The following is a 26357-nucleotide window of genomic DNA, read 5'->3' on the forward strand; positions in this document are numbered from 1 at the left end:
GGCGCGTCTTGTTCGACGCTGCAATCGCCTGCGTCAGCTCACGTCAGCTGTCGCCGCGGGGTCACCACATCAGCAGCACGGTGCCTGCGCCGAGCACCCCGCCGCACAGCGCGCACGCCCACAACAACACGCGCGTGCGCCGATATTCGCGGCCGATATCCTCGATCAGTTGCGCGTTCTGCCGCGGCGTACGGGCGCGATCATGCTCGTGTTGCAGGTATCGAACGGCGAGCTGCGGCACGCGCGGCAACATCTGCGCGAGATGCGGCAGCTCGCGCGAAATGCGCTTGATCCAGCCGCGATGATCGAGGTCGCGCCGCGCGATGCCGGCCAGCACACCGCGCGTGATGTTCCACGTATCGACGCCCGGATGCAGCGCACGCGCCAGCATTTCCGCCTGCTGGAACGAACGCTGCGCGGTGGCGAGACGCCCGGATACGGCACCGCCGAACGGTTGCACCGCGTGCAGCAGATGATGAAACAGCGAGCCCGCCGAGCGGTCTTCGGGAACGGCCGCAAAATGCGCCTCGGCGCGGATGCGCAGTTCCGCTTCGAGCATCTCGGCGCGCGTGTCATACGGCACGTGCCCGGCATCGCGATGCAGTTCGGCAAGCCGGCCGTAGTCCTGGTCGAACAGAGCGGTCGCGCCATGCACGAAAAACTCGCGCTCCCCGGTCGATAGACTCGACATGATCGAAAATTCGGCGAGCACGAGGCGCCCCAGCGAGTCCGGTTCAACGCTCACGCGTACCCGGCGCGCATCGAGGGTCGCGTGAAAGAAGCCATGCTCGAACGCCTGTTCGGTCACCACCTCGACGATATGCGCGGCGAGCGGCGCAAGTTTGATGTGGTGCGCATGCAGGCCGGGCAGATCGCTGGCCGGCAGGGTGCTGATGCGCTGCATCGTCAGCGTTTGATTGGTGCACAGGTCCCAGATCACGTTCGGCACGACGATGCGCGAGTCGCCGTCGAAATGATGGCCGGTCTGGCTCAGATTGGCGGCCTCGGCGCGCAGGTCGAAACGACGCAGGATGTCGTCGGTAAACGCCTGGGCCAGCGCGCGCAGTTGCAGCCGGCGTGCGGTGCCGGAGAACTTTTCCAGCCAGCGCGCGACCCAGCGCAACAGCGCGAGTTCGTCGCCGATCTGTTGCAACTGGTCGGCGCGCACCAGTTTGATGGCCACCTCGCGATGACCGTTGATCGCCACGGCGAGCCGCGCAAAATGAGTTTGTTCGGCAAAGCCGCCGCGCACCGGCACCAGATCGACCGCGGTGAAGATCGTAGTTAGCGGCCGGCCAAATGCGCGCGTCAGGGCCTCCTTTGACTCTTCCGGTGGAAGCGGGGCTTCGAGGTGATCGATCGCGTCGATGGCCTCGTGCAAGGTGCCGCTCGCCAGTTCCGGACGTTCGGCCAGCGTCTGCGCGAAGCCGCTCGCCAGTGGCCCGAGCGCCGGCAGCAGGCCATGCAGGCTTTCGCGTCCGCGCCCGGAGGCATGCACGCGGCTGACCAGTTCGATCACCCAGTGCAGTTTGTGATCGGGCGGGGCGGCAAGCCAGATCAGGCGCGCGCCGTAACGCAGCGCATGGAACAACAGCAGTAAGCGGCGAAGCAGTGGCGGCATTGGCGGTTCTATAGGCGGCCGCGCGGCGTCGACGCGCGGCCAGGGCGTTCAGGTTAGCAGGGATGCGCGCCAGCAGGCGCATCCCCGCGCCACGCGTAACACCGTAATACAATACGCCGGCCTTCTCCAACCGTGGCGAAACCCCAGCGTGCCGGCTCCCGGCTCTCAATCGATGCTCGCAGAACAACGTCACCAATACATCCTCGCGCAAGTTGCCAAAAACGGCGCGCTCTCGGTAGCTGAACTGGTGCGCGAACTGAATGTGTCGCGCGAAACGATCCGCCGCGATCTGAACGCGCTGGCCGGGCGCGGCCTGCTGGTTACGACCCACGGCGGCGCGCTGTCGAGCGACCGGCGCGAGCCCGATCTCGATACGCGCGAAGCCGCCAACGCCGGCGCCAAGCGGGCGATCGGCGAACGCGCGGCCGAGTTCGTGCCGGACGGCGCATCGCTCATCGTCGATTCGGGCAGCACCACGCAAGCGGTGGCGCGGGCGTTGCTCGACCGGCATTGGTTGTCGGTTTATACGAACGACTGGCGCATTGCGCTGCTGCTCGGCCGCCGCAACGACAACCGCGTGACGCTGCTCGGCGGCGAACTGTCGGATATCGAAGACGCCACTTTCGGCCTCGACACGGTCCATCAACTGACGCAGTACCACGCGGACTTCGCGTTCATCGGCGCGGGCGGCATCTCGCCGGACGGCTACCTGACCGACTACAGCCGGATGGCCGCCGAAGTGCGCAGCCGGATGATCGCCGCGGCCGACACGGTGGTCATCGTCGCCGATCATTCGAAGTTCGGGCGGGTGACGCCGGTGCGTATCAACGGTATCGAGTCGGCGCGTTATCTCGTGACTGAACTCGCGCCCGAAAAGGCGCTCGGCAAGGCGATCGCGGCGCATGGGCCGGAAATCCTGATCGCCTGAGCGTGTGTTCCGCTCGTTTTCCTGAGCGGTTATCCCGCTACTTCACGCGGATGCCAAGCCGCTCCAGCGTACGGCCGATCGCGGCCACCGCGTTGTGCATTTCGTTCGCGTCGATTGCGCCGATGCAGCCGACCCGAAATGTTTCCACTTGCGTCAGCTTGCCCCGATACAGCACGTAACCGGCCTCGCGCACCGCGGCGTAGAACTCGGCGAAATTCCACGCGGGGTCGCGCGGCGCGTGGAGCGTGACGATCACCGGCGCCTGCACTTCCGGCCTCAGGAATGGCTCGAAACCGAGCGCCTTCATTTCGTCGATCAGGGTTGCGCAATTGCGTGCGGGCGGTGTCGCTGGCGGAAGCGGACGAGATTTATGCGGTGCGCGCGGTGCTCGAAGCAGCGGCGTGCCGGATGCTGGCTTCGAGTATCGACGCGCGAAAGCTCGCGGGCTTGCGCGAGTGGCTCGACGCCATGCGCGCCGCGCTCGATGCGCGGGATCACGGCGCCTACGCGCGCGCGAATGTGGCGTTTCACGACGCGATCGTCGCGGCGGCGGGCAACGTGAAACCGGCAGAACGCGATCACGCGCTTCATCAATGAGCTGCGCGTGGGGACGGTCAACGTACGGGAAGTGCCGGGATACCGGATCGAATTGACGCCGTTCGCCGGCATCAAGGATTCCGGGCTTGGCTATAAAGAAGGCGTTCAGGAAGCGATGAAGAGCTTCACCAACCTGAAGACCTTTTCACTACCGTGGGAGTAATGAGGTGGCATTGAGTCTGAGCGACATCCGATCGTTATTCGAGCAGTACGGCAATCTCGCTTATAGCGGCGAGCCGGTGACGCAACTCGAACACGCATTGCAAAGCGGCGCATTGGCGGAAGAAGAGGGCGCCGACGACGAACTGGTCGCCGCCGCCTTTTTGCACGACCTCGGACATCTGCTGAATCTGCAAGGCGAATCACCGACCGAGCGCGGTATCGACGATCTGCATCAGTATTTTGCGCTGCCGTTCTTGCGGCCGGTGTTGTCGGATGCGGTGCTGGAGCCGATTCGACTGCACGTCGACGCCAAGCGCTGCCTATGCGCGATCGATAACGCCTATGTCGGCCTGCTATCGGCCGACTCGGTGCGGAGCCTGGAGTTGCAAGGCGGCATCTTCAGCGAGGAAGACGCTGCGATGTTCCTGAAGAAGCCCTACGCCGAAGACGCGTTACGTCTTCGCAAATGGGACGACCGCGCAAAAGAACAGAACCGTGTGACGCCCGATCTCGATCACTATCTGGATGTAGTCGAGCGAGTGATGCAAAGGCATGCGACTGCCGCAGTTGTTTGAGTGAGGGTGTTTTCGTCAGTTCTTGTTGTGCCATCTTCGCGCCATTTCTGGTGCTATTCATGCGCATCAAAATAACGCTTGCAAGCCTTCGCCCGGCTCGCTAGAATCTCGCTCTTTCGTGCTTCGGACAACGGGGCGCGGGAGGCGGGAGAGCCAGCAGTGGCAAGGCTTTCAGCGAGGCGGGCAGGTTGGAAAAGCTGGAAAAACCTGTTGACGGCGTAGCGAAAGTTCTTCATAATCTCGTTTCTCTGCTGCTGATGCAGCGACGCAGAACGAAGCGGTGCCGGGTGGTTGCGGTGTGGTGTGCAACGCGGTGCGGGTTCGGTAGTGACTGCGGAATCGATCTTTAAAAATTAACAGCCGATAAGTGTGGGCGCTTGATGCGCGACGCGCCGGTGGGTCCTTCGGGGTCTGCCGGGACAAGCGAAAGTATCAAGTCTCACACAGTATTAGAGGAAGGTTTGCCTGTTGAGAGACAGGCGTAATCATCGTCAGTACGTTGAGTGAGCGACCGGTCTCGAAAGAGACCGAAAAACAGTAACAGGTTTGAACTGAAGAGTTTGATCCTGGCTCAGATTGAACGCTGGCGGCATGCCTTACACATGCAAGTCGAACGGCAGCACGGGAGCAATCCTGGTGGCGAGTGGCGAACGGGTGAGTAATACATCGGAACGTGTCCTGTAGTGGGGGATAGCCCGGCGAAAGCCGGATTAATACCGCATACGCTCTACGGAGGAAAGGGGGGGATCTTCGGACCTCCCGCTACAGGGGCGGCCGATGGCAGATTAGCTAGTTGGTGGGGTAAAGGCCTACCAAGGCGACGATCTGTAGCTGGTCTGAGAGGACGACCAGCCACACTGGGACTGAGACACGGCCCAGACTCCTACGGGAGGCAGCAGTGGGGAATTTTGGACAATGGGCGCAAGCCTGATCCAGCAATGCCGCGTGTGTGAAGAAGGCCTTCGGGTTGTAAAGCACTTTTGTCCGGAAAGAAAGCCTCGGCCCTAATACGGCGGGGGGATGACGGTACCGGAAGAATAAGCACCGGCTAACTACGTGCCAGCAGCCGCGGTAATACGTAGGGTGCAAGCGTTAATCGGAATTACTGGGCGTAAAGCGTGCGCAGGCGGTTCGCTAAGACCGATGTGAAATCCCCGGGCTTAACCTGGGAACTGCATTGGTGACTGGCGGGCTAGAGTATGGCAGAGGGGGGTAGAATTCCACGTGTAGCAGTGAAATGCGTAGAGATGTGGAGGAATACCGATGGCGAAGGCAGCCCCCTGGGCCAATACTGACGCTCATGCACGAAAGCGTGGGGAGCAAACAGGATTAGATACCCTGGTAGTCCACGCCCTAAACGATGTCAACTAGTTGTCGGGTCTTCATTGACTTGGTAACGTAGCTAACGCGTGAAGTTGACCGCCTGGGGAGTACGGTCGCAAGATTAAAACTCAAAGGAATTGACGGGGACCCGCACAAGCGGTGGATGATGTGGATTAATTCGATGCAACGCGAAAAACCTTACCTACCCTTGACATGTATGGAACCCTGCCGAGAGGTGGGGGTGCCCGAAAGGGAGCCATAACACAGGTGCTGCATGGCTGTCGTCAGCTCGTGTCGTGAGATGTTGGGTTAAGTCCCGCAACGAGCGCAACCCTTGTCCCTAGTTGCTACGCAAGAGCACTCTAGGGAGACTGCCGGTGACAAACCGGAGGAAGGTGGGGATGACGTCAAGTCCTCATGGCCCTTATGGGTAGGGCTTCACACGTCATACAATGGTCGGAACAGAGGGTTGCCAAGCCGCGAGGTGGAGCCAATCCCAGAAAACCGATCGTAGTCCGGATCGCACTCTGCAACTCGAGTGCGTGAAGCTGGAATCGCTAGTAATCGCGGATCAGCATGCCGCGGTGAATACGTTCCCGGGTCTTGTACACACCGCCCGTCACACCATGGGAGTGGGTTTTACCAGAAGTGGCTAGTCTAACCGCAAGGAGGACGGTCACCACGGTAGGATTCATGACTGGGGTGAAGTCGTAACAAGGTAGCCGTATCGGAAGGTGCGGCTGGATCACCTCCTTTCTCGAGCTAACGTGTCAACGCGTTGAGCGCTCACGCTTATCGGCTGTGAAATTAAGACAGATACGCAGACAGACTCAGGGGTCTGTAGCTCAGTCGGTTAGAGCACCGTCTTGATAAGGCGGGGGTCGATGGTTCGAATCCATCCAGACCCACCACTGTTTCTGCGGTGGCTGCAGCTAACCAACCGAAGACCTCTGAGGTATCAGATACAGGTAGTGATTATCTGTGTATGACTGGGGGATTAGCTCAGCTGGGAGAGCACCTGCTTTGCAAGCAGGGGGTCGTCGGTTCGATCCCGTCATCCTCCACCAATCTTCAATGCCTAGCGTTCGGTTCCGGGTTTCCGGGATTAACCGAGCTTTATGCATTGGCGATTGAGCCAGTCAGAGTGATACGCGGTTATAGCAACTGCGATATCGGCTGTCGTTCTTTAACAATCAGGAAGAAGTAGTAAAGAGATTCACGAAAGCATACCTGGAGATGGGTGTGTGAGTAGGTGAATCAGGGTTGTGATTGTATCAATGTATGAAAAGAGAGATCGAAAGATCGCTTTTGGAATACGGCGCAACACGAATACTCAACCTGTAGCGATTGTGAGCAACGCTTCATCCCCAGTGGGTGAGGTGTGAGACACACCCGTTATAGGGTCAAGCGAACAAGTGCATGTGGTGGATGCCTTGGCGATCACAGGCGATGAAGGACGCGGTAGCCTGCGAAAAGCTTCGGGGAGCTGGCAAACGAGCTTTGATCCGAAGATGTCCGAATGGGGAAACCCACCTCTTTTGAGGTATCCATGGCTGAATACATAGGCCATGAGAAGCGAACGCGGTGAACTGAAACATCTAAGTAACCGCAGGAAAAGAAATCAACCGAGATTCCCAGAGTAGTGGCGAGCGAAATGGGACCAGCCTGTACTCTTTATCTTTGCTGTTAGTCGAACGCTCTGGAAAGTGCGGCCATAGCAGGTGATAGCCCTGTAGACGAAAACAGCGAGGAAGAACTGGGTGTACGACAAGTAGGGCGGGACACGTGAAATCCTGTCTGAAGATGGGGGGACCATCCTCCAAGGCTAAATACTCGTGATCGACCGATAGTGAACCAGTACCGTGAGGGAAAGGCGAAAAGAACCCCGGGAGGGGAGTGAAACAGATCCTGAAACCGCATGCATACAAACAGTCGGAGCCTTTGAAAGAGGGTGACGGCGTACCTTTTGTATAATGGGTCAGCGACTTACATTCAGTGGCAAGCTTAACCGATTAGGGCAGGCGTAGCGAAAGCGAGTCCGAACAGGGCGTTCAGTCGCTGGGTGTAGACCCGAAACCAGGTGATCTATCCATGGCCAGGATGAAGGTGCGGTAACACGTACTGGAGGTCCGAACCCACTAACGTTGAAAAGTTAGGGGATGAGCTGTGGATAGGGGTGAAAGGCTAAACAAACCTGGAAATAGCTGGTTCTCTCCGAAAACTATTTAGGTAGTGCCTCGTGTATCACCTTCGGGGGTAGAGCACTGTCATGGTTGTGGGGTCCATTGCGGATTACTACGCCATAGCAAACTCCGAATACCGAAGAGTGCAATCACGGGAGACAGACATCGGGTGCTAACGTCCGGTGTCAAGAGGGAAACAACCCAGACCGCCAGCTAAGGTCCCGAAATATGGCTAAGTGGGAAACGAAGTGGGAAGGCTAAAACAGTCAGGAGGTTGGCTTAGAAGCAGCCATCCTTTAAAGAAAGCGTAATAGCTCACTGATCGAGTCGTCCTGCGCGGAAGATGTAACGGGGCTAAGCCATATACCGAAGCTGCGGATGCACAGTAATGTGCATGGTAGGAGAGCGTTCCGTAAGCCTGCGAAGGTGCACTGGAAAGTGTGCTGGAGGTATCGGAAGTGCGAATGCTGACATGAGTAGCGATAAAGGGGGTGAAAGGCCCCCTCGCCGTAAGCCCAAGGTTTCCTACGCAACGTTCATCGGCGTAGGGTGAGTCGGCCCCTAAGGCGAGGCAGAAATGCGTAGCTGATGGGAAGCAGGTTAATATTCCTGCACCATTGTTAAATGCGATGGGGGGACGGATCGCGGAAGGTTGTCCGGGTGTTGGAAGTCCCGGTCCTTGCATTGGAGAAGGCGCTTAGGCAAATCCGGGCGCGGAATTCAAGGGTGCGAGGCCATTCACTTCGGTGAAGAAGCAACTGGAAGTGGTTCCAAGAAAAGCCTCTAAGCTTCAGTTTAACAAGACCGTACCGCAAACCGACACAGGTGGGCGAGATGAGTATTCTAAGGCGCTTGAGAGAACTCGGGAGAAGGAACTCGGCAAATTGGTACCGTAACTTCGGGATAAGGTACGCCCCTGTAGCTTGACTGGCCTGCGCCAGAAGGGTGAAGGGGTTGCAATAAACTGGTGGCTGCGACTGTTTAATAAAAACACAGCACTCTGCAAACACGAAAGTGGACGTATAGGGTGTGACGCCTGCCCGGTGCCGGAAGATTAAATGATGGGGTGCAAGCTCTTGATTGAAGTCCCGGTAAACGGCGGCCGTAACTATAACGGTCCTAAGGTAGCGAAATTCCTTGTCGGGTAAGTTCCGACCTGCACGAATGGCGTAACGATGGCCACACTGTCTCCTCCCGAGACTCAGCGAAGTTGAAGTGTTTGTGATGATGCAATCTCCCCGCGGCTAGACGGAAAGACCCCATGAACCTTTACTGTAGCTTTGCATTGGACTTTGAACCGATCTGTGTAGGATAGGTGGGAGGCTATGAAGCGTGAACGCCAGTTTGCGTGGAGCCGTCCTTGAAATACCACCCTGGTCTGTTTGAGGTTCTAACCTTGGTCCGTGATCCGGACTGGGGACAGTGCATGGTAGGCAGTTTGACTGGGGCGGTCTCCTCCCAAAGTGTAACGGAGGAGTACGAAGGTACGCTAGGTACGGTCGGAAATCGTGCTGATAGTGCAATGGCATAAGCGTGCTTAACTGCGAGACCGACAAGTCGAGCAGGTGCGAAAGCAGGTCATAGTGATCCGGTGGTTCTGTATGGAAGGGCCATCGCTCAACGGATAAAAGGTACTCTGGGGATAACAGGCTGATACCGCCCAAGAGTTCATATCGACGGCGGTGTTTGGCACCTCGATGTCGGCTCATCTCATCCTGGGGCTGTAGCCGGTCCCAAGGGTATGGCTGTTCGCCATTTAAAGAGGTACGTGAGCTGGGTTTAAAACGTCGTGAGACAGTTTGGTCCCTATCTGCCGTGGGCGCTGGATATTTGAAGGGGGCTGCTCCTAGTACGAGAGGACCGGAGTGGACGAACCTCTGGTGTACCGGTTGTCACGCCAGTGGCATCGCCGGGTAGCTATGTTCGGAAGAGATAACCGCTGAAAGCATCTAAGCGGGAAACTCGCCTTAAGATGAGATATCCCCGGGGCTTCGAGCCCCTTGAAGGGTCGTTCAAGACCAGGACGTTGATAGGTCAGGTGTGCAAGCGCAGTAATGCGTTAAGCTAACTGATACTAATTGCCCGTAAGGCTTGATCCTATAACAGGTGTGTCTCGACCAGAGTTAGCGCTTTAGCTGTCGGCCGGAGTTAGTGCTTTAGCACTTACTCCGGGCCCATGCAAAGCCCTTACTCTGGTCCGATCCCCGAAGGGGATGCGTGTGAACCCCAGATGGGGTAGCAGAACACACAGGTTGAGATCGATGTTGTGCCTCGAACAACACAACTCCCGCTGGTGAGCCTCACCAGACACTACTTCTTCCCGATTGGCGGTATTGCCCAGGGCCCCAAACCCCGCAATACGGCAACAAGTCATGCCTGATGACCATAGCGAGTCGGTCCCACCCCTTCCCATCCCGAACAGGACCGTGAAACGACTCCACGCCGATGATAGTGCGGATTCCCGTGTGAAAGTAGGTCATCGTCAGGCTCCCCAGCAGCACCAGAAACCCCACCCGGAACGGTGGGGTTTCTGCGTTTACGGCTCCGGAAACCATCGCGGTTGAAAACACGCCCGATTTTTCCTTCCTCGCAGGGCCTTCCCCGTCGAAGCACATCCGCTGAAAACCCCGCGCACGTGCTTCGACCTTTCATTCTAAATCAATGTCCTGGCTGGCTATCGCTATCGGCGATCACGCCCGCCGGAACGCGTAGTACATCATCGGTTGCGAGCGCCTGGTCGACTTCCGCAAGCAGTGCTTCGTCGCGGGCAATCACTTTTGGCAGATGCGCACGCAGAAATTCGACCCATGTCCTTGTTTTCGCATCGATGAACTTGCGCGACGGGTACAGCGCGTAAATATTCATCTTCTGCAGCGTATGCTGTGGCAACACGCGCACCAGCGTTCCGTCGCGCAAGCCTGCAATCGCTGCATAGAGCGGCACCATGCCGATGCCCATTCCCTCACGAATCGCCACAAGTAGCGATTCCGCAATATTGACCTGAACCGGTCCGCTTACCTCCATCATTTCACTGCCGTTAGGTCCATCGAGTACCCATTCATTCGGCGGAAAGGCCGGCGTATGCAAGATCAGACATTCATGATGTGCAAGATCGCGAGGTTCTTTCGGTGTGCCCCGGGCGCGCACATATGCCGGCGACGCGCACAAGATGCTGAATGTCGAGCCCAGTAGCAGCGACACGAGATCCGAATTGGGCAACGACGATGCGCCTACCACTGCCACGTCGCTGCTGCCTTCGAACAGATCGGGCATCCGCTGCGATAGTGTGAGTTCGACGCTCACCTCCGGATAAAGCGCCCGATAGCGCGAGATGGCCGGCAGCACGTAATGCTGGCCGATGCTGGCAAAGCTATGCATGCGCAAAGCGCCGCTAGGCCGTTCGTGCGCACAACTTGCTTCTTCTTCCGCCGTATCGACGTCTGCAAGGATTTGCAGACTGCGCTTCAGATAACGCTCGCCCGCTGTGGTGAGCGCAAGCCGTCGCGTCGAACGGTTCAGCAGACGTGTGCGTAAATGAGCTTCAAGTTCTGAGACCGCGCGCGACATCGCACCAGTGGTTGAATTGAGCGACTGCGCGGCGGCGGTAAAACTACCGGCTTCGACCACACGCACGAACACTCGCATATTTTGCAACGTATCCATCGATCCTTCTATTTCACGGCAGAAGCCGTATTGTCCGCCTGTCTCGAAAGCTCATTGTTGTTCGTTCTGGAAGGGACGTTCCGCCCCCGTCCTCTTAATGCGCGCAATGCATGCTCCTACAATCGGCGCCTTGCCTGCCGGTGTGCGCGGTTTCTTCGCCGGCGCTTCTTTCAGCGACAAACCGGGGCGCGCTGCTTTCTGATGAAACGCCAACATGCGGTCAAACCGACGGCGGATTCCCGCCGACAGTGGGGCGCCATGTTGCAAGCGCTCGGTGTCGCCACTCGCGATTGGGCGAGCAGCGACGGTCTGATCTGGCTGCATCTGCTGAAAACCGTCACCGCGGGCCTGCTGGCGCTGGGTATTGCGATGCTGCTGGATCTGCAACAGCCGCGCATCGCGATGACCACGGTGTTCGTGCTGATGCAGCCGTTCAGCGGCATGGTGCTCGCCAAGAGCTTCTATCGGATTCTCGGAACCGCGGTGGGCACGGTCGCGGCACTCGTACTCGGCGGGCTGTTCGTCCAGCAGCCCGAGCTGTACATGCTCGGCATGATTTGCTGGGTGAGCGCCTGTATCGCTGCAGCGGTCCGGTATCGGCATTTCAGATGGTACGGCTTTGTATTGGCGGGTTACACCGCCGCCTTGATCGGCATTCCGAATGTCACTGCGCCTCACGACCTGTTTCTGGGCGCGCTCACTCGTGCGGCGGAAGTGGCGGTCGGCATCGTGTGTTCGAGTGCGGTGAGCGCACTGATCGTGCCGCAGCGTTCGAGCATTGCGCTGCGGCGCGCGCTGCAAATTCGATATACGAATTTTACTGCGTTCGCCGCCGAGGTGCTGGGTCGCGGGCTCGAGCGTGGGCAGTTCGAACGGCGTTTTGCCGATCTGGTCGATGAAATTGTCGGTTTCGAAGCGACGCGCATTTTTGCCGCTTTCGAAGATCCTGCGATGCGCTCGCGCAGCCAGCATCTCGGCCGTCTGAACGGCGAATTCATGGACGCATGCGCACGGCTGCATGCGCTGCATCAGTTACTCAAGCGTTTGCGCGCAAGCGGGTCGCGGCTGATCGTCGACACCATCACGCCGTACTTTCGCGAGCTGTCGGCGTTGATCGCGCCACAGTCAGACGCAGTTAGCGATGCATCGCGCGTGGCCGCCGGTCTGCGAGTCTTTCAGACGACGCTGCCACGCCGCGTGCGCGAAACAAGGCGGCCTCTTGAAGCCGCGCCCGCTGAATCTCTGGCGGACTTCGATACGGCGGCGGAGCTGCTGTACCGGTTTATCGACGAATGGATCGGCTATTCGGAGACTTACGCAGCGCTGGCGCAGCGCAATCCCGCGCGGCGGCAACGCTACGCGAGTCGCTATGTCAGCAAGACGAACGGATTTGTCGTCGCGTTCACCTTTGTCAGAGCAGCGGTGGTGATGGCGACCGTCGGCTGGGTCTGGATCGCTACCGATTGGCCGAGCGGCGGTCTTGCGGTCATTGGTGCAGCGCTAGCGTGCGCGCTGACGTCCACCGCACCGAGCGCTTCGAAGATGGCCGTGCAGATGGCGGTTGGCGCCGCCCTTGCGACCATGACCGGCTATCTGTTCACTTGCTACGTTTATCCGAACGTCGACGGCTTTCCGCTGCTTTGCACGACGCTCGCACCCGTGCTCGCGCTCGGCGCGTTCATCGCGACACGCAAGCTCGAGTCAGGCTACGGCATCGGTTTTGCAGTGTTCTTCTGCCTGCTCGCGGGACCGGACAACGTCGTCACGTATGCGCCCGATCTGCTGATCAACAACGGTATAGCGGTCACCGCATCCCTATTGCTGGCCGCAATTGTCTTCGCGGTGGTCTTTCCGGCCGGTATGCCGTGGCTGACCGAGAGGATCAAGGGCGACTTGCGTGCCCAGGTCGTGTTCGCGTGCGAAGGCGAACTGCAAGGGCTCAATCAGCGCTTTCAGTCGAGCACGCACGACCTGACTTCGCAACTGCGTATGCTGCTCACACGGCACTCACGTCGTCGACGCGACGCTTTGCGCTGGATGCTGGTCACGCTCGAAGTGGGCCATGCCGTGATCGATCTGCGCAACGAAGTGGCCCGCGCGCCCTACGCGCGGGCGCTCCATCCGCGGTGGAGCAGCAGCCTCGAGGGGACCGCTGCGGATCTCGCGCGGCTCTTCGTACAACCGGACTCACGTGGTCTCGAACGCGCGCTCGTATCTGTGCGCTCGGCCACGTGGACGGCGCAGGACGTCCTCGAAACAGTTCATGCCGATCGCGATAAGCGGCACGACCTGCAACGCATCCTCAGTTGCCTGCATTTCATTCGCACAGCCTTGCTCGACAAGGACGCGCCCTTCAATGCGCGTTGAACGATGCGTCCGATCACCTGCCGATCGGATCCTTCTGCCGGATGGAAAGATCACTTTCGGGCAAGCCCGTTTATCTGGGCTGATGGCAATCATATAGTTTCATCACTGCCACGCAGTCCCCTAAGGGGACTTCCTACGGCGCGTAACCGTAAGTACTGGAGAACGAAATGAAAGCGTTGAAGATGGTCCTGATTGCCTGCTCTTTGTCCGCTGCAGCTGCTCACGCGCAAACTGCCCCTGTCGCGCCGGAGCAACAAGTTGCGCAAGCGAATGCGCTGCGCGCCAACAGCGTCGCTGCTCAAGGCCGTGCTGTTGCACCGAAGACCAAAGTTGAGGAATGTGTCGGTCCTGTGAGCTTCTGCAATATCTATTTCGGCAGCTAAGCAGCGCCGCACGTAACACGAGAAGTATCTGCAAGACAGGTCGTGAGCGTTTAATGCGCGACGAAACACCTAGCCGCGACGCCGTTCATCGTGACGCCGCGGCAGGGTGCAACAATCTGGCTACTGCCCGAAGCACACCGTAGACGTGCGCACCGGTAGACTGGGCTGGTGATTATGGAGAGACTCAGTTTCATGTACGAAGACCGGATTCGTTGTGCCGCGTTGCGCGGAAAGATCACTTCAGCCGCCGAGGCAGCGCTGCTGATTCAGGACGGCATGCGTGTCGGCGCCAGCGGATTTACGCGCGCGGGCGACGCCAAAGCTGTCCCTGCTGCGCTCGCCGAGCGGGCGCGCCACGAAAGCAAACCGCTGCGCATTACGTTGATGACCGGCGCATCGCTTGGGCATGACGTCGACCGCATGCTGACTGAGGCGCACGTATTGGCGCGTCGCTTGCCGTTTCAGGTGGACAAGACCTTACGCGACGCGATCAATCGCGGCGAAGTGATGTTCGTCGATCAGCATCTGTCCGAAACTGTCGAGATGTTGCGCGCGAATCAACTCGGCGCGCTCGACGTGGCCATTATCGAAGCCGCCGCGATCACAGAAACCGGCGGCATTGTGCCGACCACCTCGGTCGGCAATTCGGCCAGCTTCGCGATCCTCGCGGAGAAGGTCGTCGTTGAAATCAATCTCGCCCAGCCGCTCGCACTCGAAGGGCTGCACGACATCTGGATTCCCGGCCGCCGCCCGAACCGCGAACCGCTGCCGATCGTCCGTCCGCAAGACCGCGTCGGCACGCCGGCAATCGAGATTCCGCGCGAAAAAATCGCTGCGATCGTCATTACCGATATGGCGGACAGTCCGTCCACGGTATTGCCCGCGGATGAGGAGACCAAGCTGATCGCCGGTCATCTGATCGAATTTTTCCAGCATGAGGTGTCGCACGGGCGCATGCCCAGGAGTTTGCCGCCGTTGCAGGCGGGCATCGGTACGATTGCCAACGCGGTGCTCGCCGGCTTCGTCGATGCGCCGTTCGATGCGTTCGAAATTTACTCAGAAGTGCTGCAGGATTCGACCTTCGACCTGATGGACGCCGGCAAGGTGACGTTCGCCTCCGGTGCGTCGATCACGTTGTCGGCCGCGCGTCAGGCACAGGTGTTCGGGGAGCTCGAGCGTTATCGCGACCGTCTCGTGTTGCGTCCACAAGAGGTCAGCAACCATCCCGAAGTCATTCGCCGGCTCGGGTTGATCGCCTTGAATACCGCGTTGGAGTTCGACATCTACGGCAACGTGAATTCAACACATGTAGGCGGCACGCACATGATGAACGGTATCGGCGGGTCGGGCGATTTCGCGCGCAATGCGTCGTGCGCGATCTTTGCGACCAAGTCGATGGCCAAGTTCGGCCGCATCTCGAGCATCGTGCCGATGGTGCCGCATTGCGATCACAACGAACACGACGTGGATGTGGTGGTGACGGAGCAGGGGCTTGCCGATCTGCGCGGACTTGCGCCGCGAGAACGCGCCACGCTGATCATCGAGAACTGCGTGCATCCGCTGTATCGGGATCTGCTTCGCGACTACTATCGCGACGCCTTGCAATGGGGTGGGCAAACGCCGCATCGGTTGGACCAGGCTTTCGCATGGCATACGCGGCTGCGTGACACCGGCTCGATGTTGCCGGCAGTGGAAGCGCTTCTTTAAGTAAGGCCGGCGTCAGGTGGTATTGGCTCCTGACGCCGCATGACATCCATTGCTGTGGTCAGGTACCGCGTCGGATTAGCCGGATAAGGAACAATAGAATGACCGCGCCGATCACGGCGGTAATGATCGAGCCGATCCAGCCGCCGCCGAGCGAAATATGCAGCACCCCGGAAAGCCAGCCGCCGATGAACGCGCCGACAATCCCGACAATGATATCGACGATCAGGCCGAAGCCGCCACCCTTGACGAGCACGCCCGCCAGCCAGCCGGCGATCGCGCCAATGATGAGCCATGCAATGATGCCGTGTTCCATAATCGAGACTCCATGGTTGAGTGTGAAAAATTCACGGTGACAGAGCTTAGTCGAAGGTTATGGGACAGTCCATAGTCAGGACGCGGATTTAACATTGTCTAAATCTATTGCAAGCTAAGTGTAGACGATACGAAGAGGTAAGGGGGCGTTATGCGCGGCCGGTCACTCCGGTGTCGGCTCCGCTTCCCGGGCGATCCAGCTGACGCTGGATACGCTCTTTTCCATGCTGATGCGGCTCGCCATCTGTTCCAGTTTCGATTGATCTTTCGGATGCAGTTTCAATGTCGCCGTGACGCGAATGCGTCCCGAATCGTCTTCGACGTCTTCGCTCATCAAGCTCTGGAACGACAGCGGTGCCGAATACATCGAATTGGACAGGGCAGTACGAATATGAATCTCGTCAGCCTCCCGGCATACCACCGTCAGCACGTACTCGCGCACAAGGTCCGCGTTCGAAACCGGCGTCGCGTTGATAGTACGGCTGACTTCGCGCAGCACCGTGTTGGTCAGCAGCACGATCGCGGTGCCGGCGAGCGCCGGGCCGTAATGTCCCGCACCGCACAATACGCCGACCGCCGCCGAGCACCACAAGGTCGCAGCTGTGTTGATCCCCTGAATGGAACCTTTGTCGCGCATGATCACGCCGCCGCCGAGAAAGCCGACGCCGGAAACCACGTACGCAGCAATCTGCGTGATGCCGGCCGTGCCGTTGCCGGTCAGCACGCCGAGCGTAACGAACAGGCATGCGCCGCTGGCGACCAGCGTGATGGTGCGCAGACCGGCATTGCGTTGCCGCATCTGCCGTTCAAGGCCGATGGCGACGCCGCAGGCGAAAGCGGCGAGGAGCCGCCAGACGAACTCAAGTGTCATCGATAAGAAAGGTTGGTGCGCGTGTTCGCACATTGTGAAACCTACGCGTGACAGCAGCACGTATCCGGACGTGGACGCGCGGTAGCGCTCAGGCGTGACGACGCGCGCGAGCAAAGGCTCGCAGCGCGAAATGCAATGGAGCATCTGCACGGCATCGAGCCATGCGGCGCTTCATGGGCAGTACGAGGGGATAAACGACGTGCACCGTCTGGCCTCAAGGCAAGACGGCGACAGGCAAATTGCTGACGCGGAAATCTTGCCGATCAGGAGATCGGGCAAATCGAAGCTCGACTGGTACTACTGCTACTGTCCAAGATCGTGATTCCGGTTAAATGAACTGGGCGAATTTTAGGCAACTCTGCAAAGTTAAGTCAAGCCCGGATGAAGGCTTGCGGTGACGTTATCTTTTTGCAACCTTGGGGATATTTCTATGGCGAACTCGGATCTTTCTCCGCATAAATACGGACTCCGAATATTGACGATGACCGTCCCGGAAAACACACTGTTTTGATGCTTCGGAACATGTCGTGCTTTGCCAGGCTGTTTTGGCGTTCAATCCGCGCTTCACTTCTCACGGCTTCGCAGAATGCTCTGTGCGACGTCATCTCTTTTCCGTTGTTCACCCAATTGAGGAATTTATGAAAGTTAAGGCTCTTGGCATCGTTGCCGGTGCGTTGATCGCAGCTGCACCGCTCGTGTCGTTCGCGGCCGGCTTGCCCGCGCCATTTGAAGGCAGCAGCACGCTGCAGGCGGCCGGCGTCGTGAAATCGGTGGATCAGGCGAAGCATTCGGTCACCGTGCTTGACGCGCAGGGTGCCGAAGCCTCCTTCAATATCACGGACACCAGTAACCTTGCGCAGATCAGGCAGGGCGGCAAAGTCCATATCCGGATGATGCGCAATGCCGTGGTCAGCGTGACGCGTAGTGCGGACGGGCACAGCACTGCCGCTCAACCCGCTCAGGCGAACACGGCACAGAAGGTGACCGCCGAGGTTCAGGCTATCGATCACGCCACCGGCGTCATGGCCTTGAAAGGTCCGAATGGGGCCGTCTTCCACATTCAGGGGCGTGAGCCGGCAAAGATCGCCAACGTGACGCCGGGCATGCAGGTATCGGTGGCGTACGCACCGCAGGTGAGCGTGGCGGTCGCGCCCGCTCAGTGAGCGGTAAGTCAGGCCGCAGTAAATCAAACTCAAGCGTCAAACTCAAGCGGCGCGCTTGCGCCGAGGCGCGGATGTCCTGTCAGGACATCCGCGCTGTCGTTTCAACCCAATGCTCCATGACGTGGCGCCTCAGTCAGGCTCGCCGGGCACGAGGCGCAGTCGCGTGATTTCCGAGGGCGCGCCCAAGCGCTTCGGCGGCCCCCAATAGCCGGTGCCACGGCTCGTGTAGACCCACAGTCCGTTCAGGCGCGCGAGGCCGGCCGTGAACGGCTGCTGAAAACGGACAAAGAAATTCCACGGGAAGAACTGGCCGCCATGCGTGTGGCCGGACAACTGCAGCGTGAAGCCTGCTGCTGCCGCCGCTTCCGCGGAGCGCGGCTGGTGGGCGAGCAGCACCTTGATCAGCACGTCGCCCGGTGCGCCGGCAAGTGCCGCGACCGGGTCGCTGCGATGCAGCGGGTCATGATGACCTGCCGAGTAATCGGTCACTCCGGCAATCACGGCGCGTGCGCCGTCGTGATCGACGATCACGTGCTCGTTGAGCAGAACGTTCAAACCCAGGCGCCGGAACTCGTCGATCCATGCGTCAGCGCCGGCGTAATACTCGTGATTGCCGGTCACCAGAAAGGCGCCGTGACGCGCGCTGAGTCGAGCCAGCGGCTGTGTGTGCCTGGTCAACTGCGGCACGCTGCCGTCCACGATATCGCCGGTTACGGCGATCAGGTCCGGCTCGAGGCGATTCACTGCGTCGACGATCGCATCCACGTAACGCCGCTTGATGGTCGGGCCGACGTGGATATCGCTGATCTGGACGATCGTGAAGCCCTCGAGCGCCGCCGGCAAATCGTCGATCGGCACGTCGATCGTCACGACCCGGGCGCGGCGCCGCGCGTTGAACAAGCCGACCAGCGTCGAGATGAACGCGAGCAATGGCACGACTGCTGCCGAGCCGGTGCGCCAGTGCGCCAGTGCGATGGTGTTCGGCCAGATTGCATCGACGGTCAGCAGCGACGCCAGACCAAGATCACGCACGAAAGTCAGCACGAGCAGCGATGAGAAGAAGCCCATCGTCAGCAGGCCGACCCACGCGAGCCGGTCACTGAGCGGTTGTTGTCTGACCGTGCGCGCCAGCACGCCGAGCGGAATCAGAAAAATCGACAGCACCAGCCACAACGCGCACAGCCATCGGCCGGCGGCATTGATCGGCAGATCGGGAATCAGGCGGAAACCGACGTAAATGTGCAGAAGAATGCCAATCAGGATGACGCGAACAAGAAACGATGAGCGGCGCATAGAGAGGATAGAGGCGGGAAGAGACCGGACACGGTCGGAAGAACGGCGGCGGCTCGTCAGTTCGTCGGTTCGAACCAGAAACTGGCTGGCAGCCGGTTCATTCTACTGGCATGTGCTATCCCTTGCCGGACGTGTCAAATTTGCTCCCACGGGTGCGAGCGAGGTCACAGCCGTTGCTGTAAACGACTCCCGCAATACAGCATCCGCCGCCCGTTCCAGGCCGGCCGTTCGACCTAATTAAACGGGCTTTGAGTTGTCTTCGCGCGTGGACTATTCTGGAAGAGAACCAGCTTGTTTCAGGGGCGTCGCGGCTCAGTGGCGGTTCGGTTGATCGCCGGCAGAGGGCGAGGCAGGAGATGCATGATGAAACTGCTCAGATCGGGTAATCAGGCACGCCACGCACATCACGCGCATCACGTTGGATATGAGGGAAGCCACGTAATGCTGCCGCTGGTCGCCATATCGTTGATGGCAGTCGGCTTGTACTACGGCGTGCGCGACATCGACATTTCCGAGCTGGGACGAAGTGCGTTGTTCGATGTGGTAATGGTCTGCGTCGCGCTCGGCATTGCCGGCTTGTTCGGCGTCATCGGCGCATGGTTGCGTTCCAATGGCGACGACGCCGAAGAAGGTTTCTGTTTTGTCGGTGCGGTGATCGGCGTAGTGGTGTTCTACGTGGCGCTGTTCACCTGAACGTACCGGCATGTTCAGACCGTTCAGACAATCCGCGCCACTTCGTCGAAGGTGAAGCGCGGGCTGCGGGGAAACAGTTTCGACGCGTCGCCGTAGCCCAGATTGATCAGGAAATTCGATTTCACTGTCGTGCCGGCGAAGAAGGCTGCGTCGACCTTGGCAGCATCGAAGCCTGACATCGCGCCCGTGTCCAGACCGAGCGCGCGCGCCGCGAGAATCAGATAGCCGCCTTGCAGCGTCGAATTGCGAAACGCGGTGTCGGCGATCGCTTTTTCGTTGCCGGCAAACCAGCTGCGCGCGTCGGCGTGCGGAAACAGTTTCGGCAGGTATTCGTAGAACGCCATATCCATGCCAACAATTACTGTGACCGGCGCCGCCATCGTCTTTTCGAGGTTGCCGGCCGACAGCGCCGGGCGCAGCTTCTCCTTTCCTTCCGGCGTTTTGACGTAGACGAAGCGGCCGGGGCTCGAATTGGCCGAGGTAGGGCCGAGCAGCACCAGTTCAGTGAGTTGCTTGAGCAAGGCGTCGTCGACCGGTTTGGGCTGCCAGCCGTTATGCGTACGCGCCTCGCGAAAGAGTTGATCGAGAGCCTGGTCCGAAAGAGTCATGATGGTGGTTCGCTAACGTGAAGAAAATCGAATGACAGCGCAAGCCGCGTGGGTGAGCGGTGCCGTCGCTGCCACCATAATAGTCAACAAGGTTCTCACACGAGCACGCGGCGCGTGCGCAATCGCATTCAGGCAATCTCATGGCCGATCTTTTCAATGACCTTCCGGCGCCCGACGTCGACTGGTATCCCGACTGGCTGGCGCCCGAAGCCGCGGCGCACGCGCTGGCACAACTCATCGGCGAAGTCGAATGGCGCCAGGACATGATGGGCACGCCCGCCGGGCGCGTGCCGCTGCCGCGGCTGACCGCCTGGCAAGGCGAACCGGACGCGGTCTATGTTTACTCGGGCATTCGCAACGTGCCCCAGCCGTGGACCCGAACCGTCGCCGAACTGAAAGCTGCCGCCGAGGCCACCTGCAACGCCCGCTTTAACAGCGTGCTGATCAATCGCTATCGCAGCGGCGCCGACAGCATGGGGTGGCACGCGGACCGCGAGCCTGAGCTAGGCATGCGGCCGATCATCGCCTCGATTAGCCTGGGCGTGGCGCGTACTTTCGATTTGCGGCACAACAGTACCGGCACGGTGCAGTCGTTCTCGCTGAAGGGCGGCAGCCTGCTGGTGATGAGGGGCAACACGCAGGCGGAGTGGCGGCACCGCGTGCCGAAAGAGCCGAGCGTCGCCGGCGAGCGAATCAATCTGACATTCCGTTGGGTGACGCCGCGTACGACGAGCCGTTAGACGAAGCGGCCGCGGAGCACTTAAGCGCATAAAAAGCACGTCGAAGGCGCAGCTCGTCAGTCGGCGCGACTTGCGTGACGACGGTGGTTCTCGTCTCGGCGCCACGGCCGATATCATCCGCTATACCGAAATTGGTATCGCCAACGCCAATCATATGATTGGACGGTTAACGCCCCAGACACTACGCTACATCACGATCCACGCTCCGAGACAGGCCGGAAGCGGCGGGCGGTTCGATGGATCGCCACACAACAACGATCAGGAGACAGACATGGCGAATACACGACGCGCCGCATGTCGTGCGTTAGGCGCGCTCGCGATGTGCGCGGGCATCGGAGCACTGACGCTGACAACACCGGACGCTTACGCGCAAGACAAACAGATCACGCTCGGTTTCGCGCAAGTCGGCGCTGAAAGCGCATGGCGAACGGCCAACACCGAGTCGGTGAAATCCGCGGCTGCGGACGCGAAGATCAAGCTCAAATTCTCGGACGCCCAGCAAAAGCAGGAAAACCAGATCAAGGCGATCCGTTCCTACATTGCGCAGAAAGTGGACGTGATTGCGTTCTCGCCGGTTGTCGAGTCGGGTTGGGAGCCCGTGTTGCGCGAGGCTAAAGCCGCGAAGATTCCGGTGATCCTGACCGACCGCAACATCGACGTGAAAGACACCTCGCTCTACGTCACGATGATCGGTTCGGACTTCATGGAAGAGGGCCGGCGCGGCGGACATTGGCTCGCGGATCACTTTAAAAACGATCAAGGTCCTATTAACATCGCGGAACTTCAGGGAACGGTCGGCTCCGCACCTGCCAACGACCGGCACTCGGGTTTGATCGAAGTGATCAAGAGCGATCCCAAATTCAAGATAATCGCCTCGCAGAGCGGCGACTTCACGCTTGCCGGTGGCAAGCAGGTGATGGAGGCATTTATAAAAACTTATGGAAATAAAATAAATGTAGTTTATGCGCATAACGACGATATGGCGCTCGGCGCCATCCAGGCGATGGAAGAGGCCGGCATGCACCCCGGCAAGGACATCACCGTCGTCTCGTTCGATGCGACCAAGGGCGGCTTCCAGGCGATGGCCGCGGGCAAGATGAACGTCGACGTGGAGTGCAGCCCGCTGCTGGGACCGCAGCTGATGTCGGCGGTCAAGGACGTGGTGGCAGGCAAGCCGCTGCCCAAGCGCATCCTGACGGAAGAGACCGTCTTTCCGATGAGCGTCGCGGCGCAGACTCTGCCGACGCGCAAGTACTGAGCACTCCATCGGACCGAGGCAGGACAAAAGCGAAGTACGGGCAGCTTGCAAGGGATTCTCCAGTGGTGCCTGACCGCCTGGCTGTTTCGGCAGCGGGCGGTCTCTTTTCCGCGGACCTTGCCAAACCAACGCACCACCGATCGAGCGAGGTCTATGACGCACCCCGTTTCCGAACCGAATCCGTCAGCCGGTGGCGCAGTTGAAGGCGCCGCCTCGAACGAACTCGAGCCCATTCTGGCGACCGCCGGCGTCAGCAAGACGTTTCCGGGTGTCAAAGCGCTGCAGCGAGTCGACTTCCGGCTGTTTCCCGGCGAGATCCACACGCTGATGGGGCAGAACGGCGCCGGCAAATCCACCTTGATCAACGTGCTGACCGGCGTGGTCGCGCCTGATGCCGGCACGATCCGGCTCGGTGGCGAAACCGTGGCGTTTGGGTCGCCGCAGGAGGCCGAAGCGGCCGGTGTGCGCACGCTGTATCAGGAGGTGAATCTATGCCCGAATCTGTCGGTGGCCGAGAACATCTTCGCGGGCAGGCAGCCAAAGCGCTTCGGCGCGATCGACTGGCCCGGCATCAAACGCCGCGCACAATCGGCGCTCGCGCGTCTGGACGTGACGCTCGACGTCACCAGATCGCTCGATGCCTATCCCATCGCCGTCCAGCAAATGGTGGCCATAGCGAGAGCGCTGTCGGTCGATGCACGCGTGCTGATTCTCGACGAGCCGACCTCGAGCCTCGACGACGGCGAAGTCGCACAGCTTTTCAAAATACTTCGGCATCTTAAGCAGTCGGGCATCGCGATTCTGTTCGTCACGCATTTTATCGAGCAGACCTATGCCATCTCCGATCGCATTACCGTGATGCGCAACGGCGAACGCGAGGGCGAATACCTCGCGCGCGATTTGCCCGCCGATCAACTGGTCGCGAAGATGGTCGGCCATGAGCGCATGAGCGCGCGGCTGCGCGAAGCAGCCCACGAAGGACGTGAGGCACACGAAGGGCCGGCGAGCAGGCAGGCCGTTCAGCCGTTCGTCGAACTGCGCGGCGTCGGGCGGCGCGGCACGCTGCAGCCGATCGATCTCGACGTGCAGCCGGGCCAGATTCTGGGTCTCGCCGGTTTGCTCGGCTCGGGCCGCACGGAGACCGCGCGGCTGCTGTTCGGCGCCGACCGCGCCGACAGCGGCACGATCGTGATCGAAGGCCGCGCCGTGCGGCTGCGTTCGCCGCGCGATGCGGTCCGTCACGGCATCGGCTATTGCGCGGAGGATCGCAAGAAGGAGGGCATCGTCGCCGAACTGTCGGTTCGCGAGAACATCCTGCTGGCGTTGCAGGCGAGGCGTGGCTGGTTGCGCAAGATCAGCCGCAATCGCGCGCGCGAACTGGCCGACATGTGGATTGAACGGCTCGGCATCAAGGCAACGGACGCCGAACAACCCATCGGCCTTCTCTCCGGCGGCAACCAGCAAAAAGCGCTACTGGCGCGCTGGCTCGCAACCAATCCCAAGCTGCTGATTCTCGACGAACCCACGCGCGGCATCGATGTCGCGGCCAAGTTCGACATCATGGATCGTTTGCTGGCGCTGTGCGCGAACGGCTTGAGCATTCTGTTCATTTCGTCGGAGATCGGCGAGGTGCTGCGGGTGAGTCATCGTGTGGTGGTCCTGCGCGACCGCCGCAAGATCGCCGAGGTGGCCGGTCAGGCTTCGAACGAAGACAACATTTATCGACTCATCGCGGGGAGCGGCGAATGAAGCTAACGAACTGGTTCGTTCGCGACGGCGCGGAGCGTCCTTTGATCTGGCCGTGCGTGACGCTCGCGCTGTTGTGCATGTTGAATCTGTGGGTGAATCCGCATTTTCTGTCGCTGCGCATGCTCGACGGGCACCTGTTCGGCGCGCCGATCGACGTGTTGAATCGCGCCGCGCCGCTGGTGCTTGTCGCGACCGGCATGACGCTCGTGATCGCGACACGCGGCATCGACATTTCGGTCGGCGCGGTGGTGGCGATTGCCGGCGCGGCGGCGGCGACGATCCTGGCGACGCAGCCCGTGCCGAGTGCCGGCCTGATCGCGCAGGCGTTGATGGCGGCGCTGATCGTCGGCGTGCTGAGCGGGATGTGGAACGGGTTGCTGGTGTCGTTCGTCGGCATGCAGCCGATCATCGCCACGCTGATCCTGATGGTGGCGGGCCGTGGCATCGCGCAATTGCTGACCGCCGGGCAGATCATTCCGATCGGCGCACCGGGCTACCTGTTCGTCGGCGGCGGTTATTGGCTGGGCGTGCCGTGTTCGGTGTGGATCGCAAGCGTGGCCGTGCTGGCTACCGCGGCGCTCGTCGAAGGCACCGCGCTCGGGCTCTTCATTCGCGCGATCGGCGTGAATCCGGTGGCGACGCGGCTCGTCGGCTTGCGCTCGAAAGCGCTCGTGTTCGCGGTGTACGGCTTCGCGGGATTGTCCGCTTCGATGGCGGGCATCCTCATCAGCTCGAACGTGCGTAGCGCCGACGGCAACAACGCCGGCCTGCTGCTCGAACTCGATGCGATTCTCGCGGTGACGCTCGGCGGCACCTCGCTCCTCGGCGGACGCTTCAGTCTCGCGGGCACCGTACTCGGGGCGCTGATCATCCAGACGCTCACTTACACCACCTATTCGATCGGCGTGCCGCCCGAGGCGACGCTCGTCGTCAAGGCGGCCGTGGTGCTCGCGGTGAGCGTGATCCAGTCGCCGGCGGCGCGCTCGCTCGCCATGTCGCTCGGCATGTCGGTCATCAAGCAGCGCGGGGTGGCGCGATGAGACGATTCCTCGACGCCTGTGCCCATATCGTCGATCCGCGCACGCTGCCGATCGCCGTCACGATCCTGCTGTTCTGCGCGCTGTTCGGTTTCGGCTCGGTGATGTACACCGGCTTTTTCTCCTGGCAAGTGCTGCTCGACTTGCTGGTCGACAACGCGTTCCTGTTGATCGTCGCGATCGGCATGACCTTCGTGATCGTGTCCGGCGGGATCGATCTGTCGGTCGGCTCGGTGGTGGCGCTGACCACCATCGTCGAAGCGGTGCTGGCCGAGCGCGTGCATCTGCCGGTTTGGCTGATCGTGCCGATCGTGTTGCTGATGGGCACGATGTTCGGCGCGGTGCAGGGCGCGCTGATCCACTTCTTTCGCTTGCAGGCGTTCATTGTCACGCTGGCCGGCATGTTCTTCGCGCGCGGCCTGTGCTTCCTGATCACGACGCAGTCGATCACCATCACCGATCCGGCTTTCCAGAAGATCTCGGCGTTCCGCCTCGATATCGGCATCGGCTCGGTCACGGCCAACGTCCTGATCGCGTTCGTCACGCTGATTGCGGCGATCTATGTCGCGCATTTCACGCGCTTTGGCCGCAACGTGTATGCGATCGGCGGCAATGCGCGCTCGGCGTTGCTGATGGGTTTGCCGGTCGCGCGCACGCGGATCGGCGTGTATGCGCTGAGCGGTTTCTGTTCGGCGCTTGGCGGCGCGGTGTTCACCTTCTATGTGCTGTCCGGTTATGGCTTGCAAGGGCAGGGCATGGAACTCGACGCGATCGCGGCGACGGTGATCGGCGGAACCTTGCTGACGGGCGGTGTCGGCTATGTGATCGGCTCGCTGTTCGGCGTCGGTATTCTCGGTACGATCCAGACGCTGATTACCTTCGACGGCACACTCAGCTCGTGGTGGACCCGCATCGTGATCGGCGCGTTGCTGTGCGCGTTCTGCCTGCTGCAACGGCTGATCGAGCGGCATGCGAAATCGGTGCGCCGGCCAGGAGGCACGGGAGCGGTCGTGACGCCCGGGCGAGAAAGCGGCCGCGGTCGCGGCGACATGGCGGCGTCCGATTCGCATGCAATCGGACGCGCGCCGGAACAGGCGTCGTTGTAGTGCGAGTCGCGATGGCCT

General features: G+C 60.4%; 18 protein-coding genes, 2 tRNA genes, 3 rRNA genes and 3 pseudogenes. 19 read left to right on the top strand and 7 right to left on the bottom strand.

The features are described from left to right. Positions 1 to 61 precede the first annotated feature (61 nt). A complete protein-coding gene (locus AC07WT_RS27720; RefSeq protein ID WP_494949404.1) occupies positions 62 to 1621 on the bottom strand; it encodes an ABC1 kinase family protein in 1560 nt (519 codons plus the stop codon). A gap of 172 nt (positions 1622 to 1793) precedes the next feature. Between AC07WT_RS27720 and AC07WT_RS27725 the strand changes: the two genes are divergently transcribed. Beyond that, entirely contained in the window at positions 1794 to 2549 is a 756-nt protein-coding gene (locus AC07WT_RS27725; RefSeq protein WP_492593162.1) for a DeoR/GlpR family DNA-binding transcription regulator, read from the top strand. Positions 2550 to 2586: 37 nt separating this feature from the next. On the opposite strand, the pseudogene AC07WT_RS27730 reads toward AC07WT_RS27725, so the two are convergent. Beyond that, positions 2587 to 2886, bottom strand: a pseudogene (locus tag AC07WT_RS27730) (2-aminoethylphosphonate--pyruvate transaminase); the annotation flags it as partial. On the opposite strand from AC07WT_RS27730, the pseudogene AC07WT_RS27735 reads away from it, so the two are divergent. The 8 genes and pseudogenes from AC07WT_RS27735 to rrf all read left to right on the top strand — a co-directional run. Next, positions 2883 to 3113 (top strand): annotated as a pseudogene (locus AC07WT_RS27735) (FCD domain-containing protein); the annotation flags it as partial. The pseudogenes AC07WT_RS27730 and AC07WT_RS27735 sit on opposite strands and share 4 nt — an antisense overlap. Then, positions 3112 to 3309, top strand: a pseudogene (locus tag AC07WT_RS27740) (aldehyde dehydrogenase family protein); the annotation flags it as partial. The pseudogenes AC07WT_RS27735 and AC07WT_RS27740, both read left to right, overlap by 2 nt. 4 nt (positions 3310 to 3313) lie before the next feature. Continuing rightward, positions 3314 to 3883, top strand: a complete 570-nt coding sequence (locus AC07WT_RS27745; protein ID WP_494949405.1) for a phosphonate degradation HD-domain oxygenase — start codon at positions 3314 to 3316, stop codon at positions 3881 to 3883. Positions 3884 to 4431: 548 nt separating this feature from the next. Then, positions 4432 to 5962 (top strand): 16S ribosomal RNA (locus tag AC07WT_RS27750). A gap of 78 nt (positions 5963 to 6040) precedes the next feature. Then, positions 6041 to 6117 (top strand) — tRNA-Ile (locus AC07WT_RS27755). 80 nt (positions 6118 to 6197) lie between these two features. Continuing rightward, positions 6198 to 6273: transfer RNA gene (locus AC07WT_RS27760), tRNA-Ala, on the top strand. A gap of 334 nt (positions 6274 to 6607) precedes the next feature. Beyond that, positions 6608 to 9488 (top strand): 23S ribosomal RNA (locus tag AC07WT_RS27765). A 276-nt stretch (positions 9489 to 9764) separates the two neighbouring features. Beyond that, a 5S ribosomal RNA gene (rrf, locus tag AC07WT_RS27770) occupies positions 9765 to 9877 on the top strand. The 16S, 23S and 5S rRNA genes sit together here with 2 tRNA genes alongside, the layout of an rRNA operon. Before the next feature lie 170 nt (positions 9878 to 10047). Here the strand turns inward: rrf and AC07WT_RS27775 are convergent. Continuing rightward, positions 10048 to 11052 (bottom strand): LysR family transcriptional regulator, encoded by a 1005-nt coding sequence (locus AC07WT_RS27775; protein WP_492592386.1) that lies wholly within the window; start codon positions 11050 to 11052, stop codon positions 10048 to 10050. A gap of 201 nt (positions 11053 to 11253) precedes the next feature. Here AC07WT_RS27775 and AC07WT_RS27780 point away from each other — a divergent pair, with 201 nt between their 5' ends. The 3 genes from AC07WT_RS27780 (at position 11254) to scpC (ending at position 15509) form a co-directional block, all read left to right on the top strand. Further along, complete coding sequence (locus tag AC07WT_RS27780; RefSeq protein WP_494949406.1) at positions 11254 to 13419, top strand: FUSC family protein; 2166 nt, start codon at positions 11254 to 11256, stop codon at positions 13417 to 13419. 167 nt (positions 13420 to 13586) lie between these two features. After that, positions 13587 to 13802 carry a hypothetical protein gene (locus AC07WT_RS27785; RefSeq protein WP_494949407.1) on the top strand — a complete coding sequence of 72 codons (216 nt, stop codon included), beginning with the start codon at positions 13587 to 13589 and terminating at the stop codon, positions 13800 to 13802. A 192-nt stretch (positions 13803 to 13994) separates the two neighbouring features. Beyond that, complete coding sequence (gene scpC / locus AC07WT_RS27790; protein WP_494949408.1) at positions 13995 to 15509, top strand: succinyl-CoA:acetate CoA-transferase ScpC; 1515 nt, start codon at positions 13995 to 13997, stop codon at positions 15507 to 15509. A 58-nt stretch (positions 15510 to 15567) separates the two neighbouring features. On the opposite strand, the gene AC07WT_RS27795 is transcribed toward scpC, so the two are convergent. Both AC07WT_RS27795 and AC07WT_RS27800 read right to left on the bottom strand, forming a co-directional pair. Next, positions 15568 to 15822 carry a GlsB/YeaQ/YmgE family stress response membrane protein gene (locus AC07WT_RS27795; protein WP_492592382.1) on the bottom strand — a complete coding sequence of 85 codons (255 nt, stop codon included), beginning with the start codon at positions 15820 to 15822 and terminating at the stop codon, positions 15568 to 15570. 162 nt (positions 15823 to 15984) lie between these two features. Further along, complete coding sequence (locus tag AC07WT_RS27800; protein ID WP_494951057.1) at positions 15985 to 16692, bottom strand: MgtC/SapB family protein; 708 nt, start codon at positions 16690 to 16692, stop codon at positions 15985 to 15987. A 638-nt stretch (positions 16693 to 17330) separates the two neighbouring features. Here AC07WT_RS27800 and AC07WT_RS27805 point away from each other — a divergent pair. Next, positions 17331 to 17855, top strand: a complete 525-nt coding sequence (locus AC07WT_RS27805) for a hypothetical protein (protein ID WP_494951058.1) — start codon at positions 17331 to 17333, stop codon at positions 17853 to 17855. Positions 17856 to 17984: 129 nt separating this feature from the next. Here the strand turns inward: AC07WT_RS27805 and AC07WT_RS27810 are convergent, their stop codons facing one another. Next, complete coding sequence (locus AC07WT_RS27810) at positions 17985 to 19148, bottom strand: metallophosphoesterase (RefSeq protein ID WP_492592380.1); 1164 nt, start codon at positions 19146 to 19148, stop codon at positions 17985 to 17987. A gap of 363 nt (positions 19149 to 19511) precedes the next feature. Between AC07WT_RS27810 and AC07WT_RS27815 the strand changes: the two genes are divergently transcribed. Then, the gene (locus tag AC07WT_RS27815) at positions 19512 to 19841 is read left to right on the top strand and encodes a hypothetical protein (protein WP_492592379.1); all 330 of its coding nucleotides are present in this window, start codon (positions 19512 to 19514) and stop codon (positions 19839 to 19841) included. 23 nt (positions 19842 to 19864) lie between these two features. On the opposite strand, the gene AC07WT_RS27820 is transcribed toward AC07WT_RS27815, so the two are convergent. Beyond that, entirely contained in the window at positions 19865 to 20449 is a 585-nt protein-coding gene (locus AC07WT_RS27820) for a malonic semialdehyde reductase (RefSeq protein ID WP_494949409.1), read from the bottom strand. 140 nt (positions 20450 to 20589) lie between these two features. On the opposite strand from AC07WT_RS27820, the gene AC07WT_RS27825 reads away from it, so the two are divergent. From AC07WT_RS27825 to yjfF, 5 genes are all read left to right on the top strand, one after another. After that, the gene (locus tag AC07WT_RS27825; RefSeq protein WP_492592377.1) at positions 20590 to 21189 is read left to right on the top strand and encodes an alpha-ketoglutarate-dependent dioxygenase AlkB family protein; all 600 of its coding nucleotides are present in this window, start codon (positions 20590 to 20592) and stop codon (positions 21187 to 21189) included. 319 nt (positions 21190 to 21508) lie between these two features. Continuing rightward, a complete protein-coding gene (locus tag AC07WT_RS27830) occupies positions 21509 to 22447 on the top strand; it encodes an ABC transporter substrate-binding protein (RefSeq protein ID WP_492592396.1) in 939 nt (312 codons plus the stop codon). Between the two features lie 153 nt (positions 22448 to 22600). Further along, positions 22601 to 24196, top strand: a complete 1596-nt coding sequence (locus AC07WT_RS27835) for a sugar ABC transporter ATP-binding protein (protein ID WP_494949410.1) — start codon at positions 22601 to 22603, stop codon at positions 24194 to 24196. Beyond that, a complete protein-coding gene (locus AC07WT_RS27840) occupies positions 24193 to 25236 on the top strand; it encodes an ABC transporter permease (RefSeq protein WP_494949411.1) in 1044 nt (347 codons plus the stop codon). Before AC07WT_RS27835 ends, AC07WT_RS27840 begins: the two co-directional genes overlap by 4 nt. Continuing rightward, on the top strand, positions 25233 to 26339 hold the full coding sequence (gene yjfF / locus AC07WT_RS27845) for a galactofuranose ABC transporter, permease protein YjfF (protein ID WP_494949412.1): 1107 nt from the start codon (positions 25233 to 25235) through the stop codon (positions 26337 to 26339). Before AC07WT_RS27840 ends, yjfF begins: the two co-directional genes overlap by 4 nt. Positions 26340 to 26357 lie beyond the last annotated feature (18 nt).

The sequence above is a fragment of the Paraburkholderia sp. GW821-FHT02A12 genome (assembly GCF_059422005.1).

Bases quoted from the DNA above. Each gene is read 5' to 3' on its own strand.
- AC07WT_RS27720 (WP_494949404.1), bottom strand. From the start codon at position 1,621: ATGCCGCCACTGCTTCGCCGCTTACTGCTGTTGTTCCATGCGCTGCGT.
- AC07WT_RS27725 (WP_492593162.1), top strand. From the start codon at position 1,794: ATGCTCGCAGAACAACGTCACCAATACATCCTCGCGCAAGTTGCCAAA.
- AC07WT_RS27775 (WP_492592386.1), bottom strand. From the start codon at position 11,052: ATGGATACGTTGCAAAATATGCGAGTGTTCGTGCGTGTGGTCGAAGCC.
- AC07WT_RS27780 (WP_494949406.1), top strand. From the start codon at position 11,254: ATGAAACGCCAACATGCGGTCAAACCGACGGCGGATTCCCGCCGACAG.
- AC07WT_RS27785 (WP_494949407.1), top strand. From the start codon at position 13,587: ATGAAAGCGTTGAAGATGGTCCTGATTGCCTGCTCTTTGTCCGCTGCA.
- scpC (WP_494949408.1), top strand. From the start codon at position 13,995: ATGTACGAAGACCGGATTCGTTGTGCCGCGTTGCGCGGAAAGATCACT.
- AC07WT_RS27795 (WP_492592382.1), bottom strand. From the start codon at position 15,822: ATGGAACACGGCATCATTGCATGGCTCATCATTGGCGCGATCGCCGGC.
- AC07WT_RS27800 (WP_494951057.1), bottom strand. From the start codon at position 16,692: ATGACACTTGAGTTCGTCTGGCGGCTCCTCGCCGCTTTCGCCTGCGGC.
- AC07WT_RS27805 (WP_494951058.1), top strand. From the start codon at position 17,331: ATGAAAGTTAAGGCTCTTGGCATCGTTGCCGGTGCGTTGATCGCAGCT.
- AC07WT_RS27810 (WP_492592380.1), bottom strand. From the start codon at position 19,148: ATGCGCCGCTCATCGTTTCTTGTTCGCGTCATCCTGATTGGCATTCTT.
- AC07WT_RS27815 (WP_492592379.1), top strand. From the start codon at position 19,512: ATGAAACTGCTCAGATCGGGTAATCAGGCACGCCACGCACATCACGCG.
- AC07WT_RS27820 (WP_494949409.1), bottom strand. From the start codon at position 20,449: ATGACTCTTTCGGACCAGGCTCTCGATCAACTCTTTCGCGAGGCGCGT.
- AC07WT_RS27825 (WP_492592377.1), top strand. From the start codon at position 20,590: ATGGCCGATCTTTTCAATGACCTTCCGGCGCCCGACGTCGACTGGTAT.
- AC07WT_RS27830 (WP_492592396.1), top strand. From the start codon at position 21,509: ATGTGCGCGGGCATCGGAGCACTGACGCTGACAACACCGGACGCTTAC.
- AC07WT_RS27835 (WP_494949410.1), top strand. From the start codon at position 22,601: ATGACGCACCCCGTTTCCGAACCGAATCCGTCAGCCGGTGGCGCAGTT.
- AC07WT_RS27840 (WP_494949411.1), top strand. From the start codon at position 24,193: ATGAAGCTAACGAACTGGTTCGTTCGCGACGGCGCGGAGCGTCCTTTG.
- yjfF (WP_494949412.1), top strand. From the start codon at position 25,233: ATGAGACGATTCCTCGACGCCTGTGCCCATATCGTCGATCCGCGCACG.